General features: G+C 68.8%; 20 protein-coding genes. 11 read left to right on the forward strand and 9 right to left on the reverse strand.

The annotated features are described in order from the left end of the window. Positions 1–124 precede the first annotated feature (124 nt). Positions 125–412 (forward strand): hypothetical protein, encoded by a 288-nt coding sequence (locus AKG07_RS10180; protein ID WP_053097764.1) that lies wholly within the window; start codon positions 125–127, stop codon positions 410–412. A 14-nt stretch (positions 413–426) separates the two neighbouring features. Here the strand turns inward: AKG07_RS10180 and AKG07_RS10185 are convergent, their stop codons facing one another. Beyond that, complete coding sequence (locus AKG07_RS10185; protein WP_053099251.1) at positions 427–1,860, reverse strand: gamma-aminobutyraldehyde dehydrogenase; 1,434 nt, start codon at positions 1,858–1,860, stop codon at positions 427–429. A 100-nt stretch (positions 1,861–1,960) separates the two neighbouring features. Here AKG07_RS10185 and AKG07_RS10190 point away from each other — a divergent pair, with 100 nt between their 5' ends. Genes AKG07_RS10190 through AKG07_RS10200 form a run of 3 tightly spaced genes read left to right on the forward strand, consistent with a single transcriptional unit; the run spans position 1,961 to position 4,222 of the window. Then, on the forward strand, positions 1,961–2,428 hold the full coding sequence (locus AKG07_RS10190) for an Lrp/AsnC family transcriptional regulator (protein WP_053097765.1): 468 nt from the start codon (positions 1,961–1,963) through the stop codon (positions 2,426–2,428). 28 nt (positions 2,429–2,456) lie between these two features. Then, positions 2,457–3,863: an NAD(P)/FAD-dependent oxidoreductase gene (locus tag AKG07_RS10195; protein WP_053097766.1), complete on the forward strand. Its 1,407-nt coding sequence runs from the start codon at positions 2,457–2,459 to the stop codon at positions 3,861–3,863. Then, complete coding sequence (locus AKG07_RS10200) at positions 3,860–4,222, forward strand: cupin domain-containing protein (protein ID WP_233277244.1); 363 nt, start codon at positions 3,860–3,862, stop codon at positions 4,220–4,222. Before AKG07_RS10195 ends, AKG07_RS10200 begins: the two co-directional genes overlap by 4 nt. Here AKG07_RS10200 and AKG07_RS18185 read toward each other — a convergent pair. Next, positions 4,210–4,341 (reverse strand): hypothetical protein, encoded by a 132-nt coding sequence (locus tag AKG07_RS18185; protein ID WP_256381360.1) that lies wholly within the window; start codon positions 4,339–4,341, stop codon positions 4,210–4,212. The genes AKG07_RS10200 and AKG07_RS18185 overlap by 13 nt on opposite strands. A 24-nt stretch (positions 4,342–4,365) precedes the next feature. Here AKG07_RS18185 and AKG07_RS10205 point away from each other — a divergent pair, with 24 nt between their 5' ends. From AKG07_RS10205 to AKG07_RS10220, 4 genes are read left to right on the forward strand one after another with little or no spacing between them, the layout of a single operon-like run. Continuing rightward, positions 4,366–4,926 (forward strand): hypothetical protein, encoded by a 561-nt coding sequence (locus AKG07_RS10205; protein WP_150115119.1) that lies wholly within the window; start codon positions 4,366–4,368, stop codon positions 4,924–4,926. After that, positions 4,904–5,347: a hypothetical protein gene (locus AKG07_RS10210; protein ID WP_150115120.1), complete on the forward strand. Its 444-nt coding sequence runs from the start codon at positions 4,904–4,906 to the stop codon at positions 5,345–5,347. Before AKG07_RS10205 ends, AKG07_RS10210 begins: the two co-directional genes overlap by 23 nt. 23 nt (positions 5,348–5,370) lie before the next feature. Beyond that, the gene (locus AKG07_RS10215; RefSeq protein WP_150115121.1) at positions 5,371–5,982 is read left to right on the forward strand and encodes a hypothetical protein; all 612 of its coding nucleotides are present in this window, start codon (positions 5,371–5,373) and stop codon (positions 5,980–5,982) included. 57 nt (positions 5,983–6,039) lie between these two features. Continuing rightward, the gene (locus tag AKG07_RS10220) at positions 6,040–6,408 is read left to right on the forward strand and encodes a hypothetical protein (protein ID WP_082298046.1); all 369 of its coding nucleotides are present in this window, start codon (positions 6,040–6,042) and stop codon (positions 6,406–6,408) included. Here the strand turns inward: AKG07_RS10220 and AKG07_RS10225 are convergent. Further along, positions 6,405–6,620 (reverse strand): hypothetical protein, encoded by a 216-nt coding sequence (locus AKG07_RS10225; protein ID WP_053097771.1) that lies wholly within the window; start codon positions 6,618–6,620, stop codon positions 6,405–6,407. The genes AKG07_RS10220 and AKG07_RS10225 overlap by 4 nt on opposite strands. Positions 6,621–6,677: 57 nt before the next feature. Between AKG07_RS10225 and AKG07_RS10230 the strand changes: the two genes are divergently transcribed. Further along, on the forward strand, positions 6,678–7,151 hold the full coding sequence (locus AKG07_RS10230) for a DUF3237 domain-containing protein (RefSeq protein ID WP_053097772.1): 474 nt from the start codon (positions 6,678–6,680) through the stop codon (positions 7,149–7,151). 43 nt (positions 7,152–7,194) lie between these two features. Here AKG07_RS10230 and AKG07_RS10235 read toward each other — a convergent pair whose 3' ends face one another. After that, positions 7,195–8,661, reverse strand: coding sequence for a carboxylesterase/lipase family protein (locus tag AKG07_RS10235; RefSeq protein WP_053097773.1), 1,467 nt, complete (start codon positions 8,659–8,661; stop codon positions 7,195–7,197). Positions 8,662–8,785: 124 nt separating this feature from the next. Here AKG07_RS10235 and AKG07_RS10240 point away from each other — a divergent pair, with 124 nt between their 5' ends. Next, a complete protein-coding gene (locus AKG07_RS10240; RefSeq protein ID WP_053097774.1) occupies positions 8,786–9,331 on the forward strand; it encodes a hypothetical protein in 546 nt (181 codons plus the stop codon). Positions 9,332–9,382: 51 nt separating this feature from the next. Here the strand turns inward: AKG07_RS10240 and AKG07_RS10245 are convergent, their stop codons facing one another. The 5 genes from AKG07_RS10245 to AKG07_RS10265 all read right to left on the reverse strand — a co-directional run bounded on the left by AKG07_RS10245 (position 9,383) and on the right by AKG07_RS10265 (position 14,020). Continuing rightward, complete coding sequence (locus tag AKG07_RS10245) at positions 9,383–10,378, reverse strand: DNA-methyltransferase (protein ID WP_053097775.1); 996 nt, start codon at positions 10,376–10,378, stop codon at positions 9,383–9,385. Beyond that, a complete protein-coding gene (locus tag AKG07_RS10250; RefSeq protein ID WP_053097776.1) occupies positions 10,375–11,424 on the reverse strand; it encodes a lipoate--protein ligase family protein in 1,050 nt (349 codons plus the stop codon). The genes AKG07_RS10245 and AKG07_RS10250 overlap by 4 nt, the downstream gene beginning before the upstream one ends. A 49-nt stretch (positions 11,425–11,473) precedes the next feature. Beyond that, complete coding sequence (locus tag AKG07_RS10255) at positions 11,474–12,211, reverse strand: DUF1684 domain-containing protein (protein WP_053097777.1); 738 nt, start codon at positions 12,209–12,211, stop codon at positions 11,474–11,476. Positions 12,212–12,372: 161 nt separating this feature from the next. Next, a complete protein-coding gene (locus AKG07_RS10260; protein ID WP_053097778.1) occupies positions 12,373–13,227 on the reverse strand; it encodes an alpha/beta fold hydrolase in 855 nt (284 codons plus the stop codon). Between the two features lie 55 nt (positions 13,228–13,282). Further along, entirely contained in the window at positions 13,283–14,020 is a 738-nt protein-coding gene (locus AKG07_RS10265) for a copper homeostasis protein CutC (protein WP_053097779.1), read from the reverse strand. An 81-nt stretch (positions 14,021–14,101) separates the two neighbouring features. On the opposite strand from AKG07_RS10265, the gene AKG07_RS10270 reads away from it, so the two are divergent. Next, on the forward strand, positions 14,102–14,542 hold the full coding sequence (locus AKG07_RS10270) for a MarR family transcriptional regulator (protein WP_053097780.1): 441 nt from the start codon (positions 14,102–14,104) through the stop codon (positions 14,540–14,542). The last annotated feature ends 3 nt before the right edge of the window (positions 14,543–14,545 follow it).

Here is a 14,545-nt window from a genome sequence, read left to right on the forward strand (position 1 = left end):
TTGACACATCGCGTCATACGTGTCGAGAGATCCGGACCCTGATCCGCGTCATGATCCACGGCCGTGCGCGTCTTGCTTCAGGGAGCCACCGCGGCCCCGTACGACCACAGGGAGGAGGCATCCGATGCGACCGACCATCCCGCACCGGCTCGACCGACGTCCGTCGTCGCGCATCGACACTCCGACCCCGGCCGTGTACCCCTATGAGGTGACGGCCCTGCTGGAGCGCGGGTGGTGGGTGCTGCACGTCGCCGACCTCGACGTGCGCGGCGTCGCCGCGACGCTCGCCGAGGTCAGATCGGCCGCAGAGCTGCTGCTCGCGCGAGCTCTCGATGCCCCCGTCGGCAGTGTGCCGATGACGATCTCGGTGGTGCGGTTCACGCGAGGGTCGCTCATCCGCTCGCGCTGGTAGCCCGAGACCCGCCGTCAGTCCAGCGCGGACATCACGTGCTTGATGCGCGTGTAGTCGTCGAAGCCGTACTGCGAGAGGTCTTTGCCGTAGCCCGAGTGCTTGAAACCGCCGTGAGGCATGTCGGAGACGAACGGGATGTGGGTGTTGATCCACACGCAGCCGAAGTCGAGGTCGCGCGAGAAGCGCATCGCGCGGGCATGATCGGCGGTCCACACCGACGATGCGAGGGCGTAGGGCACGTCGTTCGCCATCTCGAGCGCCTGCTCCTCGGTCTCGAACGACTGCACGGTCAGCACCGGGCCGAAGATCTCGCCCTGCACGGCCTCGTCGTCCTGATGCAGACCCGACACGATGGTCGCCTCGAAGAAGTAGCCCTTCTCACCCTGACGCGCACCGCCGGTCTCGATCGTGGCGTGTGCAGGCAGGCGGTCGACGAAGCCCTGCACCTGAGCGAGCTGGGCAGCGCTGCTGAGGGGACCGTAGAGCACGCCCTCCTCGTGCGGGGCGCCCGTGCGGGCATCCGTCTTCGCCTTCTCGACGAGCGCGGCGACGAACTCGTCGTGCACAGACGAGTGCACGAGCACGCGGGTGGCCGCGGTGCAGTCCTGTCCGGCGTTGAAGAACGCGCCGGTGACGATGCCGGATGCCGCCTTGTCGAGGTTCGCATCGGGGAAGACGATCGCGGGCGCCTTGCCGCCGAGCTCGAGGTGCACCCGTTTGACGTCGTTCGCCGCCGATCGTGCGACGGCCATCCCGGCGCGCACGGATCCGGTGATGGCGACCATCTGCGGCGTCGGATGCTCGACCAGCGCCACGCCGGTGTCGCGGTCGCCGAGCACGACGTTGAGCGTGCCGGCGGGCGTGTGCAGCGCGACGATCTCGGCGAGCAGCAGGGTGGTCAGGGGCGTCGACTCGGCGGGCTTCAGCACGACCGTGTTGCCTGCGGCGAGCGCCGGGGCGATCTTCCACACGGCCATGTTCAGCGGATAGTTCCAGGGGGTGACCTGTCCGATCACGCCGATCGGCTCGCGGCGCACGAACGAGGTGTGGCCGGCGAGGTACTCCCCCGCCGCGCGTCCTTCGAGACTGCGGGCGGCTCCGGCGAAGAAGCGCAGCTGGTCGATCGACTGCAGGATCTCGTCGGTTACGAGGCTGGCACGCGGCTTGCCGGTGTCCTTCGACTCGAGGTCGGCGAACTCCTCGGCGCGGGTCTGCATCTCATCGGCGATGCGGAACAGCGCGAGCTGGCGATCGGCGGGAGTGGTGTCGCGCCAGATCGGGAACGCGGCGGATGCGGCGGCGTAAGCGGCGTCCACGTCGGAGGCGTCCGAGACCGGCAGCTCGCCGTAGGCCTCCTCGGTCACCGGGTCGATCAGCGGCATCCGCTTCTGTCCGCTCACGGGAACGTACTGCCCGCCGATGAAGTTCTGTAGGAGTTCTGTGGCCATGCTCGCCATGCTAGCGATCGGATCACGAATACAGAAGAGTGAAGTGATCTTAACGATGGAATCAGTTGCCAGGGAGCGCCGATCCTGTCAATATCGACACATGAGCACCACGCCGAAGCAGCCCGTGTTGGACGACATCTCGAAGCGGATCGTTGAGCTGCTGCAGGAGGACGGTCGACGGCCCTATGCCGAGATCGGCCGAGAGGTGGGGCTCAGCGAGGCGGCGGCGCGTCAGCGCGTGCAGCGGATGACCGAGGCGGGCATCATCCAGATCGTCGCCGTGACCGACCCGATGCAGCTCGGCTTCAATCGCATGTCGATGATCGGCATCCGCGTCACGGGCGACCCCCGACTGATCGCCGAGGAGCTGACGAAGATCACCGAGCTCGCGTACGTCGTCGTCACGCTCGGCACGTTCGACATCCTCGTCGAGGCGGTGTGCGAGAGCGACAGCCACCTGCTCGATCTGATCGCGACCCGCATCCGCACGATCCCCGGCATCACGCACACCGAGAGCCTGCTCTACGCAGGGCTCTACAAAGACCTCTACAACTGGGGCACGCGCTGAGGCGCGGGTCCGGAACCAGGAGAACACCATGGGAACCACGGTCTTCGAACGTCGCCGCCCCGCGGATGCCGTGATCGATGCCTCGCTGCGCGACACCGCGTTCAGCGTGTTCTGGCTCGATGACGTCGAGCGTGTCTCGCACCCCGCACTCACCGGCAGCATCACCGCCGACCTCGCCATCGTCGGCGGGGGCTATGCCGGCCTGTGGACCGCCGTGCGTGCGAAGGAGCGCGATCCTCAGCGCAAGGTCGTGCTGCTCGAGGCGTCGCGCATCGCGTGGGCGGCGTCGGGCCGCAACGGAGGGTTCTGCGAGGCGAGCCTCACGCACGGGCACGAGAACGGCCTCACGCGCTGGCCCGACGAGATCGACCGCCTGGAAGAGCTGGGGATCGAGAACCTCGACGGCATCGAAGAGACCGTGAAGCGGTACGGCATGGATGTCGACTTCGAGCGCACCGGCCAGCTGGCCGTCGCCGTCGAGCCGCACCAGGTCGAGTGGCTGCGCGAGGAGGAGGGATTCCTCGACCGCGAGGCCGTGCAGGCCGAGGTGCATTCCGACACGTTCCTCGCCGGCGCCTGGGAGCGCGATGCCTGTGCGCTCGTGCACCCCGCCAAGCTCGGTCTCGAGCTGGCGCGCGTCGCGGTCGAACTCGGGGTCGAGATCTACGAGCAGTCGCTCGTGCGCGAGGTCATCGGCGACGGATCGAGCGCGATCACGCTCGTCACACGTGACGGCGGGCAGGTGCGAGCGGATGCCGTGGCTCTCGCCACGAACGTCTTCCCCTCGCTGCTCAAGCGCAACCGCCTGATGACGGTTCCCGTCTACGACTACGTGCTCATGACCGAGCCGCTGACCGACGAGCAGCTGGCGTCGATCGGGTGGTCGAACCGCCAGGGCCTGGCCGACAGCGCCAACCAGTTCCACTACTACCGCCTCACCGCCGACAATCGCATCCTGTTCGGCGGATACGACGCGGTCTACCATTTCGGCGGCAAGGTGCGACCCGAGTACGAGGATCGCGCCGAGAGCCACCGCAAGCTCGCCTCGCACTTCTTCACGACGTTCCCCCAGCTCGAGGGGCTGCGCTTCACGCACCGGTGGGCGGGGGCGATCGACTCGTCGAGTCGCTTCTGCGCGTTCTTCGGCACCGCCCGCAAGGGACGCGTGGCCTACGCGACCGGGTTCACCGGGCTCGGCGTCGGCGCCGCGCGCTTCGCCGCCGACGTCATGCTCGACAAGCTGTCGGGCGAGCCGACCGAGCGCACCGAGCTCGCGATGGTGCGCGAGAAGCCGATCCCGTTCCCGCCCGAGCCCGTCGCCTCGATCGGCGTCAACCTCGTGCGAGCCGCGATGAACCGGGCCGATCACAACGAGGGCAAGCGCAACCTGTTCCTCAAGACGCTGGATGCCGTCGGCATGGGCTTCGACTCGTGAGCGAGCTCGCGCCGGGCGAGCTCGCGCCGGGAACCGGAGTGGATGCCGCGGCGCTGCCGCTGATGCACGAACCGCTGCCTGCGGTGGACGTGCTCATCGGTCGCCCGACGACGGCTGTGCAGGCGTTGGGGACTCTGGGCGAGGTCGAGATCGGCATCTGGGAGATGACGCCCGGCACGGCATCGGACACCGAGGTCGACGAGGTGTTCGTCGTGCTGACCGGTCAGGCGCGGATCGAGTTCGTCGACCCCCCGCTGCCCGCCGTCGAGGTCGGCCCCGGGTCGGTCGTGCGCCTCGCCGCGGGGCAGCGCACCGCGTGGACGGTCACCGAGACGCTGCGCAAGATCTATATCGCCTGACGTGCGGCATCGACGGCGACCGCCTGGATGCTGCGCATGAGTGTGTGCCATCCGTCGGCGAGCTCGTTCCGATCACCAATTCCTCGGTGGATGTTCGGCGCGGCCGTCGATAGTGTCATGGGCAAAGCACAAGGGGGGTCAACGTGTCTCAGACCGCGAGGCGGGAGGCGCCGACGACAGAGTCCGCAGTGCCGGGCATGGAGATCATCGCTCGCGTTCGGCGCCTGGTCGTGGTCGCCCTGGTCGCCGCTCTGGGCTACTCGACGTTCATGACGAGCGGCAAGGGATACTGCCCAGGAGGCGTCGCAGCGGACGGCGGTTTCATCGATGCGGCCGGCAACGCGACCGAGACCGCGCCGACGTGCGTGTATCTCGCTCTGCAGCCCAGCCCGTTGATCCTCTTCGCATTCGCCGCGATCGCATTGGCGGCGATCACCGCGGTGCTGCGCCGCGCGCAAGACATCCCCTCAGCAATCCGATACCTCGATCGGGCCGCTGCTGCCGTTGCGATCCTCGCCGTCGTCTCGGTCGCGATCAGCCAGATCTGGTTCGCGATGATCCCGATCACCGAGTGGGACGGAACAGGGACGTTCTTCTACCCTTTCCCCTTCGGATCCGTAGAACTCACGACCGAACCGATGTCCTCTGGTCAGGCAATGCTCGTCGAGCTGGCGACGGAGCATGCTCAGAACGCTCACCTATGATCTCTGCATGCGTCGACCTTGGCTGTTCAGTGGTTCTCTGGTGGCGGCCCTGTTGGCGATGACCGGCTGCGGCCTCATGCCGCCGGCGAGCGGTCCCGATCGCTCCGAAACCGTGCCTGTGCCGGGTGGCACGTGCGAGATCGAATGGTGGCTCAGCCCCGCGGTCGACGATCCGCCCGCCGAGGCCAGCAGCATCGCTGCCAAAGCTCTCGATGATGCGACGGTCAGCGAGTCTCAGTGGTCGGAGTGGTATTCGCTCCTCGACGATGATCCTGACCTCGACTCCGTTCCCGAGATCAGGCTCCGAGGGTCCGCCTACTTGGAATCCGTGCGGGAGGACGTGCGGGCCGCTCTGGAAGAAGCGGGCTACCCCGATATCGAGCGAGTCATCGAGGTGTATTCGCACCTGTCCTGCTCGTGATGCGTTCGTGAAAGAGAGCGGCGATGAGTGAGCGCACCCTCACGGCATCCCGGCGCCCGCGGATGCTGCAGATTGCGGCGACAGTGGCAGTGGCCGCAGCGACGATCGCGGTGATCGGCGTGGCCGTGGTCGATTCCGCATCCGGTGGCGATGCTCAGCTGCTGCTCGGCACCTTGCCGTCACGACACATCATCGGAGCATCCACGATCCTCGCGTTCATCGCGATCAGCTACATGCTCTGCACCGTCTCGGCGCCTTCCGGCTGGCTCGGACTGATCGTGATCGGGCGACTGCTGTCGATCGGCGGAACCGTGGTGGCAGTGTTCTGGGGGTTTCTGACCATGCCGTGGCTCGTCACCCCCTTACTGGTCGACGGGTGCGAATCGGGATACGCCGTCGAAGAGAGGTCTTTCCTCTTCCTCTCATCGATAGACGTGCTCGAGCAGGATGGGCTGATCGCCACCCCAGTCCTGCACACGAGCGCGGACGACGGCCATCAGCCGTTCGCCGCCGGAGACTACGGCACGCGGGTCGCCGACGGGCAGATCGCCGGATGGTTCGCCCTCGAGCCCGGATCGGCCGCGAGGCTGACCAGGTTCGAGCTACCGCTGCTGCAGTCGCCGAACTGCCTGTAGCTGTCGCTGCCGACGCCCGTGACTGCGCTCGCGCCCGCCACGTGCCACTATGGGGCCGTGCGGATCGTCGGCAGTGCCTCCCTGACCATCGCCGCGACGCTCATCGGACTTTTCGGGGCTCTCATGCTCGGCTTAGCCGGCCTCAGCCTGGCGGGCCCCGGCCTCAGCTGGGGAGGCCCCGGCGTCACGGTCATCGAGTACGCCGATTCGGACGATACCGAGCGGGCGATCGGTATCGGGATGGGCATCATCGCGCTTGTGGTCTGGCTCGTGCTGCTGCTGTCGGCCGTGCTGGTGGGGCTAGACGGCGTGCATCCGAAGCGCGAGCGACGTGCCACGGTATGGAGCATCGTGGGGCTCAGCACGGTCCTCGTGATGGCAGCGCTGATCGCCGTGCCGGCTACGCCGCCTCCGCTGTACCACTAACCCGCTCGACGCCCCTGAAGCCTGCCGACAGCGAACACCGCGGCGCCGATGAGGGCGATACCCAGCGCGGTCACCATCACCGCGGCGTCATTCGGCAGCATGGCGCACCCCACGGACGTGTCCTCATAGGGACAGCTTCTCCACGGCTGGAAGAAGAACAGTACTGCTGTCGCGGCACCCGACAGGGCCACTGAAGCGCCGATGAAGGCCATCGATCTCGATGCGCGTTGAGTCACGGACCTGCTCGCCGCCGACCATGAGGAGACCCGATGACCTCGCACGATGAACTCCCCCGACCCGACCTCGAGTTCGCCTTCGACGTCACCGTCGACCTCGGCCCGCTCGAAGATCACCACGCCACCAGCGTCGGCCATCGCCGTGTCGTGCCGATCCTCGGCGGGCGCATCACGGGCGCCGTCGAGGCCGAGATCCTGGCCGGCGGAGCGGACTGGCAGATCGTGCGACCCGACGGTACGATCGAGATCGACGGCCGCTACTCGGCACGGACCGACGGAGGCGACCTGCTGCTGCTGCACGCGAAGGGACTGCGCACAGGCACTCCCGACGTGCTCGAGCAGCTGCGACGCGGTGAGGACGTCGACCCGGGCGCGTACTACTTCCGCACGACCGTGCAGATCGAGACGGCCGCGCCGGCACTCGCCCACCTGCAGCGAACCCTGTTCCTCTCGGCCGCTCGGAGGCAGGCGGATGCCGTGCGCTACCGCGCCTACCGGGTGAGCTGAGCCCCGCGGCCGGGCACGCCCGGCTCGGGCCCGTCGAGGCGTGTCAGACCAGCGCACGCACCGACGCGTACGCATCGGCGACGTCGCGGGTGGGCAGGTCGTACACCCGCACGATCCCGGCATCCCCCTGGTGCTCCGGCCAGCCGGGATCACCCGTGGTGAGGAACGCGACGGCGGCACCGTGCAGCTCGTCGGCGAGTTCCTGCGGCGGATTCGGTCCGGCGAGCGCCTCCATCGAGGGGCCGTCGAGGCAGTCGAAGAAGAACGGCACATCGAGGCAGTGCTCCGCGAAGCCGAAATGCCCCGACGGCCACGAGAACCGGTAGAGCCAGGTGGGCGCGTCGCCCCGGGCGGCTGCGATGCGGGGAACTCCGCTGCGGAACATCCGATCGGTGAGGACGCGACCGGCGAGGCGGGCCTTGCCGAGACGTGCGACGTCGGCGTTCGCGGCGAGATAGTCCGCGCGGATCGTCTTGCGCAGGCCCAGCCGGGTCAAGAGGACGCCCTGCGGCACCCAGCGCAGCGCCCTCGCGGCGCTGCCCGTGAACGCCATGGTGAACTCGTCGTCGGCTGCGCCGATCACGAGCGGCTTGTCGGCACCGACGCCGGCACGCAGAGAGTCAGGGGTCGGACGTACGAGAAGGTCGCCGTCGATCGCGGGACCGAGCGGAAGCCCCTCATCGATCATGCTGGTCATCGACGACGGACCGAGCTGGGTGGCCTTCTTCTGCAGCGCGAGCAGACGCTCTTCCGCGACCGATGAGAATCCGGCCACGGTGGGGTCGACGCTCGCCGCCGCAGCGAGCGCCCGCCCGAATGCCTCGGCTCGCGGTGCCGCGACATCGCCGAGCGCTCCCGAGATCGCATAGACGCCGTGGAACAGGTGCTGCGCCTTCTCCATGCCGAGCAGAGTCAGCACTGCGCCGCCGCCCGCGGACTGCCCGGCGATCGTCACCCGCTCGGGGTCTCCGCCGAATGCGGCGATGTTCTGTTGCACCCATTCGAGAGCGAGCAGCCAGTCGCGCACGCCACGGTTCGACGGGGCGTCCTCGATCCAGCCGAATCCGTCGAAGCCGAGCCGATACGAGATCGACACGGTGACGACGCCGTCGCGGTTGAAGTTCCGGCCGTCGTACCAGGGGCTCGCCGGAGAGCCCGCGAAGTATCCGCCGCCGTGGATCCACACCAGCACGGGAAGACCCGCCGCCGTGGGATCGGGCGTGAAGACATTGACGTTCAGAGTCGAGTCGCCCTCGACACTCGGCTCGGGGATCAGTGTCACCCCGGGATCGCCGCGCTGGGCGGTCGCAGCGAACTCGAGGGCGTCGAACACGCCGTCCCAGGGCACCTTCGGCACCGGCGCCTGGAACCGCAGGTCACCGACCGGCGCCTCCGCGAACGGGATGCCGAGGAAGGCCGCCGACCGCGGTGCGCCCCTGCCTCCGGTGGTCGGGCGCCAGCGCCCGCGAACCCGCCCCGCGGCGGTCTGCACCTCGACGTACTCGGTCATGACTCTCACACTCTCACGCCGAGACTCTCTCCCGCCGAACGGCAGCCCGGGATGTGTCCCGTCGGTCGATCCTCGTCCCGCATGTTCCCGCCACGGACCGCGCCCGTCGCCTAGTGTCGACGTCATGGTCTACCCCCGCGCCTACTTCTCCGCGATCACGAACGAGGCCGAGTTTCTCGCCGACTACGAGCCCTCGCTCGCACGATGGGCAGACGAGGACGGATCGACCCTGCTGATGCGAGCCCTCCGCAACGCCGATCCCGCCAGCCGGGTCGCGATCGCCACGCGACTGCTCGACGACGGCGCTGATGCCGCCGCAGCGACCGAGAGCCACGTGAACGCTCTGCACGTGTTGCTGAGCGCGACAGCACACGATTTCACCGCCGAAGCGCCTCTGCTCGCCCGCCTGATCGATGAAGGTGCGGATATCAATGCCGACAGCGGCAGTCGGTGGGGCACGCCGCTGCAGACGCTCAGTCGCACGCTCAAGTTCTCCGACGAGACTCTCGCTCCGTTCTACGACGTCCTGTTCGCCCGCCCCGGTCTCGATGTGACCACCCCGAGCAGCGTGGGACGCAGCGTCACCGAGAGCGCACAAGCCGCCATCAGACGCCGCGCCGACCTGCTCGCGCGTTGCCACGCGCACACGAGAACCCATGCACCACGCTGACGCCTGTTGCGGCAGGCGAGCATCCTTGCTGAGAGTGCTCCGCGTGCGGGGCTACTCCCCGACGCGGGTCACCACGGCATCGGGCATCCGCTCGGTCATGACGCGCACGGCCTCGGGGTTGTCGTCGACGAGCACCGCGTCGCGCCCGAGAGCCGAGGCGACGGCCCCGGCGGTGCCGCTGCCGGCGAAGAGGTCGAGCACACGGTCGCCCGGACGGCTGGACGCCCGCACGATGCGCCGCAGGATGCCCTCGGGTTTCTGCGTCGGATATCCGGTCTTCTCGCGGCCGGTCGTCGGCACGATCGTGTGCCACCACACGTCGGTGGGCAGCTTGCCTCGGGCGGCCTTCTCTGCCGTGACGAGGCCGGGAGCCATGTACGGCTCGCGATCGATGTCGTCGGAGTTGAACACGTACTCGCGGGGGTTCTTCACGTAGACGAGGATCGTGTCGTGCTTGGTGGGCCAGCGACGGCGGGACTTCGCACCGTAGTCATAGGCCCAGATGAGCTCGTTCAGGAAGCAGTCGCGGCCGAAGACCGCATCGAGCATCACCTTCGCGTAGTGCGCCTCGCGGTAGTCGAGGTGCAGATAGAGGGTGCCGTCGTCGGCCAGCAGTCGCCACGCCTCCTCGAGTCGCGGCATCAGGAAGGCGCCGTAGTCGTCGAAGCGGTCGTCGTAGGTGCGGAGCATCCCGCGCACCCGCTCATAGGCGTGGCCGTGGAAACCGTGCCGCACCTCGGCCGGCGGCGCCGCCGGTTCAGAACTCAGCACGATCGGCGTGACCGCCGCATCCGACCCGCGGGATTCCGGGAGTCCGACTCCGGGAGCACCCGGTTCTTGCTGAGTCGTGAACGTGCGACGGGCGGTGACCACCTGTCGCTCCTGCGTCCGGCCCGTGTTGAACGGCGGGTCGAGGTAGACGAGCGTGAACGACGCCGACGGCAGGGTCGCCGCGACGGCGAGGTTGTCGCCCTGGATGATCGAGACGTCACCGCGGACGACAGGAGCGGGATCCACCGCCCCGGGATCAGGCGCGGGGTCGGTCACGGAACCCGGTGCAGCCACGTGTCGGTGGCGAACTTCGACTCCACCAGAGCCTCGGCATCCGCGTACTCGTCGGCGCTGATCGTGCCGTCCTCCGCCGAGGTGAGCGAGCGGAAGGTGTCCTTGAAGCGCTCGATGATCTCGGCCCGCGCGAGGCCGGTCTGGCTGCGCAGCGGATCCACCCGCTTCGCGGCCGACGTCGTCCCCTTGTCGCTGAGCTTTTCGCGGCCGATGCGCAGCACCTCGGTCATGGTCTGGCCGTCGATGTCGTACGACAGGGTCGCGTGGTGCAGCACTCCCCCGTTGGCGAGGCGCTTCTGCGCGGCTCCGCCGATCTTGCCCGACGAGCTGGCGATGTCGTTGAGGGGCTGATAGATCGCGTCGATGCCGAGCGAGCGCAGGGCCTGCAGCACCCAGTCGTCGAGGAACGCATAGGAGTCGGCGAAGGTCATGCCCTGCACGAGGGATGCCGGCACGTAGAGCGAATAGGTGATGATCTGCCCTGCGGCCATGAGCATCGCGCCACCGCCGGAGATGCGGCGCACGACGTCGAAGCCGTGGCGGGCAGCACCTTCGGGGTCGACCTCGTTGCGGTACGACTGGAATGAGCCGATGACGACGGCCGACTGGTCCCACTCCCAGATGCGCAGCGTCGGACGACGGCGCCCCTCACCGACCCGAGAGGTGAGCACCTCATCGAGCGCGAGGTTCATGCGCGGCGAGACCGCCTTCTCGTGCACGATCTCCCAGTCGAAGTCGTTCCATCCCGGTGCCGTGACGAGTGCTCGACGCACGGCCGTGCCGACCGCTTCGGGCGTGAAGCCCAGCAGCTGCGCGCCCTCGGGGAGCGCACCGCGCACCGCGGCGGCGATGGCCGTGGCGTCCGTCTCGACGGGCAGCCCGGTGACCGCCCGGTCGATGTCGTCGAGCGCCGTGTCGGGTTCGAGGAAGAAGTCGCCGGCGAGCCGGAAACGGGCGATCCTGCCGTCTTCGACCTCGAGGTCGACGACGACGAGCTTTCCTCCTGGAACCTTGTATTCACCGTGCACGGTTACAGCTTAAGGCGGGGCCGTCAGGACGGCGCGGTACGCCGCGGATTCAGCGCCCGTGCACCACCGCGCGCTCTCCGGCGCGGATCGGCGCCGAGAAGCGGTTGCCCGGCGGCGGCTGAGGACACACGTACTGGTCCGAGAAGGCGCACGGCGGCAGGTAGGCGCGGTTGAAGTCGATGACCACCGAGCCGTCTGATGCCGGTTCCTCGACCGGCAGGAAGCGGAACCGATAGGTCTCGGTGCCGTTGGTCCCGTCGGCGAAGACGGCGCTCAGGCCGCCCTGCGGCGCACGCGTCGCGGCCAGCGCCACCGCGACACCGTCGAGCGTGAACCGCAGCCGTCCGGCGAGGTCGGTGTCGTGCGAGCGCCCGTCGATCGAGGTCACGGTGATCGTCTCGCCCGGCGTGGGCTCGAACACCGCCGGGATCCGCCATCCCTCCCGAGGCGGATACGCGTCGATCGCGCTGAACCGCTCGCGCTCGGGGCGTCGGGGGTTGAACACCCGCAGCGCGACCTCGCCGCGCCGGTCGAACACACGCAGCTCGCGGCGTCCGAGCCGCAGCGTCTCACGGCCCCTCAGCGTGACGACCGACCCGGCCGTGCCGAGATCGCTGCCGCGGATCCCTCCGTCTCCCGTGAGCGCCCAGAGACCCGGGACTCCCTCCACGGCGGCGGGTTCGGTGATGAGCCAGTTCGTCGACTCGAGCGCGGCCGGGCCGTACTCCGCGCCGGCATAGCGCTCTCGCGCGTCGTGCCATGCACGCCACTCGTCTTCGAATCCCACCCCGCACCTCCCTCTCGCCGCGAATCTATGCGGAGGAGAGGCCGAGGTGCCGGGATGACGTCACGCGGATTCACCCGCTGTAACGTCCGTTCACGGGGCGTAACACGCCGACGCGCGAGCCGCCCGGATGATGGCGGGGCTCGCCCGGATCGAGGCGACGGTCAGCGAGCGGGAATGCGGGTGTCGAGCCACGACAGGATGTCTGCGCGCACCTCGTCCTGCTGCAGCTCGTTGAAGATCTCGTGACGAGCGTCGGGATACACCAGCGTCGTGATGTCGGTGAGTCCCGATCGGGTGCGGTACTCGTCGGCGAGCTTGTGCACGCTGCGCGGACCGCCGACCGGATCGTCGCGACCGACGAGCAGCAACAGCGGGATGTCGCGGCCGAGGTCCTTGCGCGGACGGCCGTAGAGCTTGGCCGCCTCGACGGGGCCGAACAGCTTCAGCAGCGGCTGGTTCGTGGTGAGCGGATCCTCGTCGAACGCCGTCCACACCGCCGGATCGCGGCTCAGCCACTCGAGGCCCGTGGCGTCGTCGGCGGCCCAGCGTGCGTTGAGCGGTGCAGCGTTGAGCGATCCGGGCGTACGCAGAGCCGAGCCCGAGAGGATCACCGCATCCCATGCCTCGGGGTGGTCGTTCACGAGCATCTGCGCGAGGAACGATCCCCACGAGTGCCCCAGCAGCACGAGGGGCAGGTCGGGGTGCTCGTCCTTGATGATGCCGGTGAGCTGCCAGATCGCCGCCTCCGCCGCACGCAGACCGCCCTTGCCGAGTCGACCGAGCTTCTCGGGTCCGCCGTGCTGACGGATGCCGGTGCGCCCGTGCCCCCGATGATCGTCGGCGTAGACGATGAATCCGGCCTCCGTGAGCGCGGCGATCAGCGCGCCGTACCGACCGGCGTGCTCGCCCACCCCGTGCAGCAGCTGCACGACTCCCCGCGCATCACCGACCGCCGGGTGCACGTCGTAGACGATGGCGATGCCGTCGGCATCCGTGAATTCGCGCGTATCGGTCACGCCCCCACCCTACTGAGAGTGCGCGACATGCGTCAGGCCGACCGCGTCGGACGCGTCAGCTCGACAGCGCGGCGATGACGCCCTGGGCGATCTCGAGGTCGGTGACCTCGTATCCTCCGACGCCGTCGGCGGCGGAGCCCATGCGCACGCCGCCGTCTTCTCTCACCGTGCGCTTCGCGGAGAAGTGCAGGGCGTCGACACCGGCGGCGGCGAGGGCGGCGGCGCTGGCGGCATCCACTCCGCTGCCCGCCATGATCTCGATCTCGCCGGCGGCCTCGGCGACGAGCGCCCGGAGCGTGTCGATGCCGTCGATCGCGACCGAGGCGCCGCCCGAGGTCAGCACGCGGCGCAGGCCCAGCGAGCGAGCGGCGACGAGCGTGGCGACGGGGTCGGGGGTCACGTCGATCGCGCGATGCAGGGTGACGGATGCCGCCCCGGCGGCGTCGCGCAGACGCCGCATGGCGGGGATGTCGAGCAGCCCCTCGTCGTCGAGGGCGCCGATCACGACACCGTCGGCTCCCGCCTCGATCGCACGTCGTACATCGTTCTCGGCGATCGCGATCTCGTCGGCGGAGTAGCGGAAGCCGCCCGCGCGAGGCCGGACGAGCACGTGCACCTCGACGCCGACGGAATGCGCGGCGTCGATCGACAGGTCGAGGGTCGCCGGCGACGGAGTGAGACCGCCGAGCGCGAGGGCCTGGGCCAGCTCGACGCGCGCGGCGCCGACGGCTCCGGCGATGCGCACTCCGGCGGGATCCTGGACGGCGATTTCGATCGCGGGGGTTCGGGTCACCCGTCCATTGTGACCCGTGCGGCGGGTGCGTCCTGCCACCGACTTCCGATCCGGGCGTAAATTACTTAGACTGTCTAAGTAATGTCTGCGCCTGATGATTCCCTCCACCTCACCGCGACAGACCTGCGCATGGCGACGTTCCGGCTCGCACGGCGCCTGCGATGCGCTCGCGCCGTCGACGCGATGAGCGACGCGCAGCTCGCGGTGCTCGCGACGCTGCGCATGCACGGTCGCCGCACCATCAGCGCCCTGGCCGAGCGCGAGCGGGTCACCGCGCCGTCGATGACGAACATGATCAACGGGCTCGAAGAGCAGGGATTCGTGCTCCGCACTCCGGATGCCGAAGATCGCCGCCGCGTGCAGGTCGACATCACCGAGGCAGGCACCGAGATCGTGGAGCAGACCATCCGACGAAGAGACGAGCTGCTCGCCGAGATGCTCGGCGAACTGGACTTCACGGAGGACGAACTGGCGACGCTGCGCGCAGCGAGCGCCCTGATGCGAAAGGTGGTCGACCGATGAGCG

This window comes from Microbacterium sp. CGR1, from assembly GCF_001266755.1.
Taxonomy (GTDB): domain Bacteria; phylum Actinomycetota; class Actinomycetes; order Actinomycetales; family Microbacteriaceae; genus Microbacterium.

What these genes read in the sequence shown, in the direction of transcription:
- AKG07_RS10180 (WP_053097764.1), top strand. Translation starts at nt 125, where the DNA reads ATGCGACCGACCATCCCGCACCGGCTCGACCGACGTCCGTCGTCGCGC.
- AKG07_RS10185 (WP_053099251.1), bottom strand. Translation starts at nt 1,860, where the DNA reads ATGGCCACAGAACTCCTACAGAACTTCATCGGCGGGCAGTACGTTCCC.
- AKG07_RS10190 (WP_053097765.1), top strand. Translation starts at nt 1,961, where the DNA reads ATGAGCACCACGCCGAAGCAGCCCGTGTTGGACGACATCTCGAAGCGG.
- AKG07_RS10195 (WP_053097766.1), top strand. Translation starts at nt 2,457, where the DNA reads ATGGGAACCACGGTCTTCGAACGTCGCCGCCCCGCGGATGCCGTGATC.
- AKG07_RS18185 (WP_256381360.1), bottom strand. Translation starts at nt 4,341, where the DNA reads ATGACACTATCGACGGCCGCGCCGAACATCCACCGAGGAATTGGTGAT.
- AKG07_RS10210 (WP_150115120.1), top strand. Translation starts at nt 4,904, where the DNA reads ATGCTCAGAACGCTCACCTATGATCTCTGCATGCGTCGACCTTGGCTG.
- AKG07_RS10215 (WP_150115121.1), top strand. Translation starts at nt 5,371, where the DNA reads ATGAGTGAGCGCACCCTCACGGCATCCCGGCGCCCGCGGATGCTGCAG.
- AKG07_RS10225 (WP_053097771.1), bottom strand. Translation starts at nt 6,620, where the DNA reads ATGGCCTTCATCGGCGCTTCAGTGGCCCTGTCGGGTGCCGCGACAGCA.
- AKG07_RS10230 (WP_053097772.1), top strand. Translation starts at nt 6,678, where the DNA reads ATGACCTCGCACGATGAACTCCCCCGACCCGACCTCGAGTTCGCCTTC.
- AKG07_RS10235 (WP_053097773.1), bottom strand. Translation starts at nt 8,661, where the DNA reads ATGACCGAGTACGTCGAGGTGCAGACCGCCGCGGGGCGGGTTCGCGGG.
- AKG07_RS10240 (WP_053097774.1), top strand. Translation starts at nt 8,786, where the DNA reads ATGGTCTACCCCCGCGCCTACTTCTCCGCGATCACGAACGAGGCCGAG.
- AKG07_RS10270 (WP_053097780.1), top strand. Translation starts at nt 14,102, where the DNA reads ATGTCTGCGCCTGATGATTCCCTCCACCTCACCGCGACAGACCTGCGC.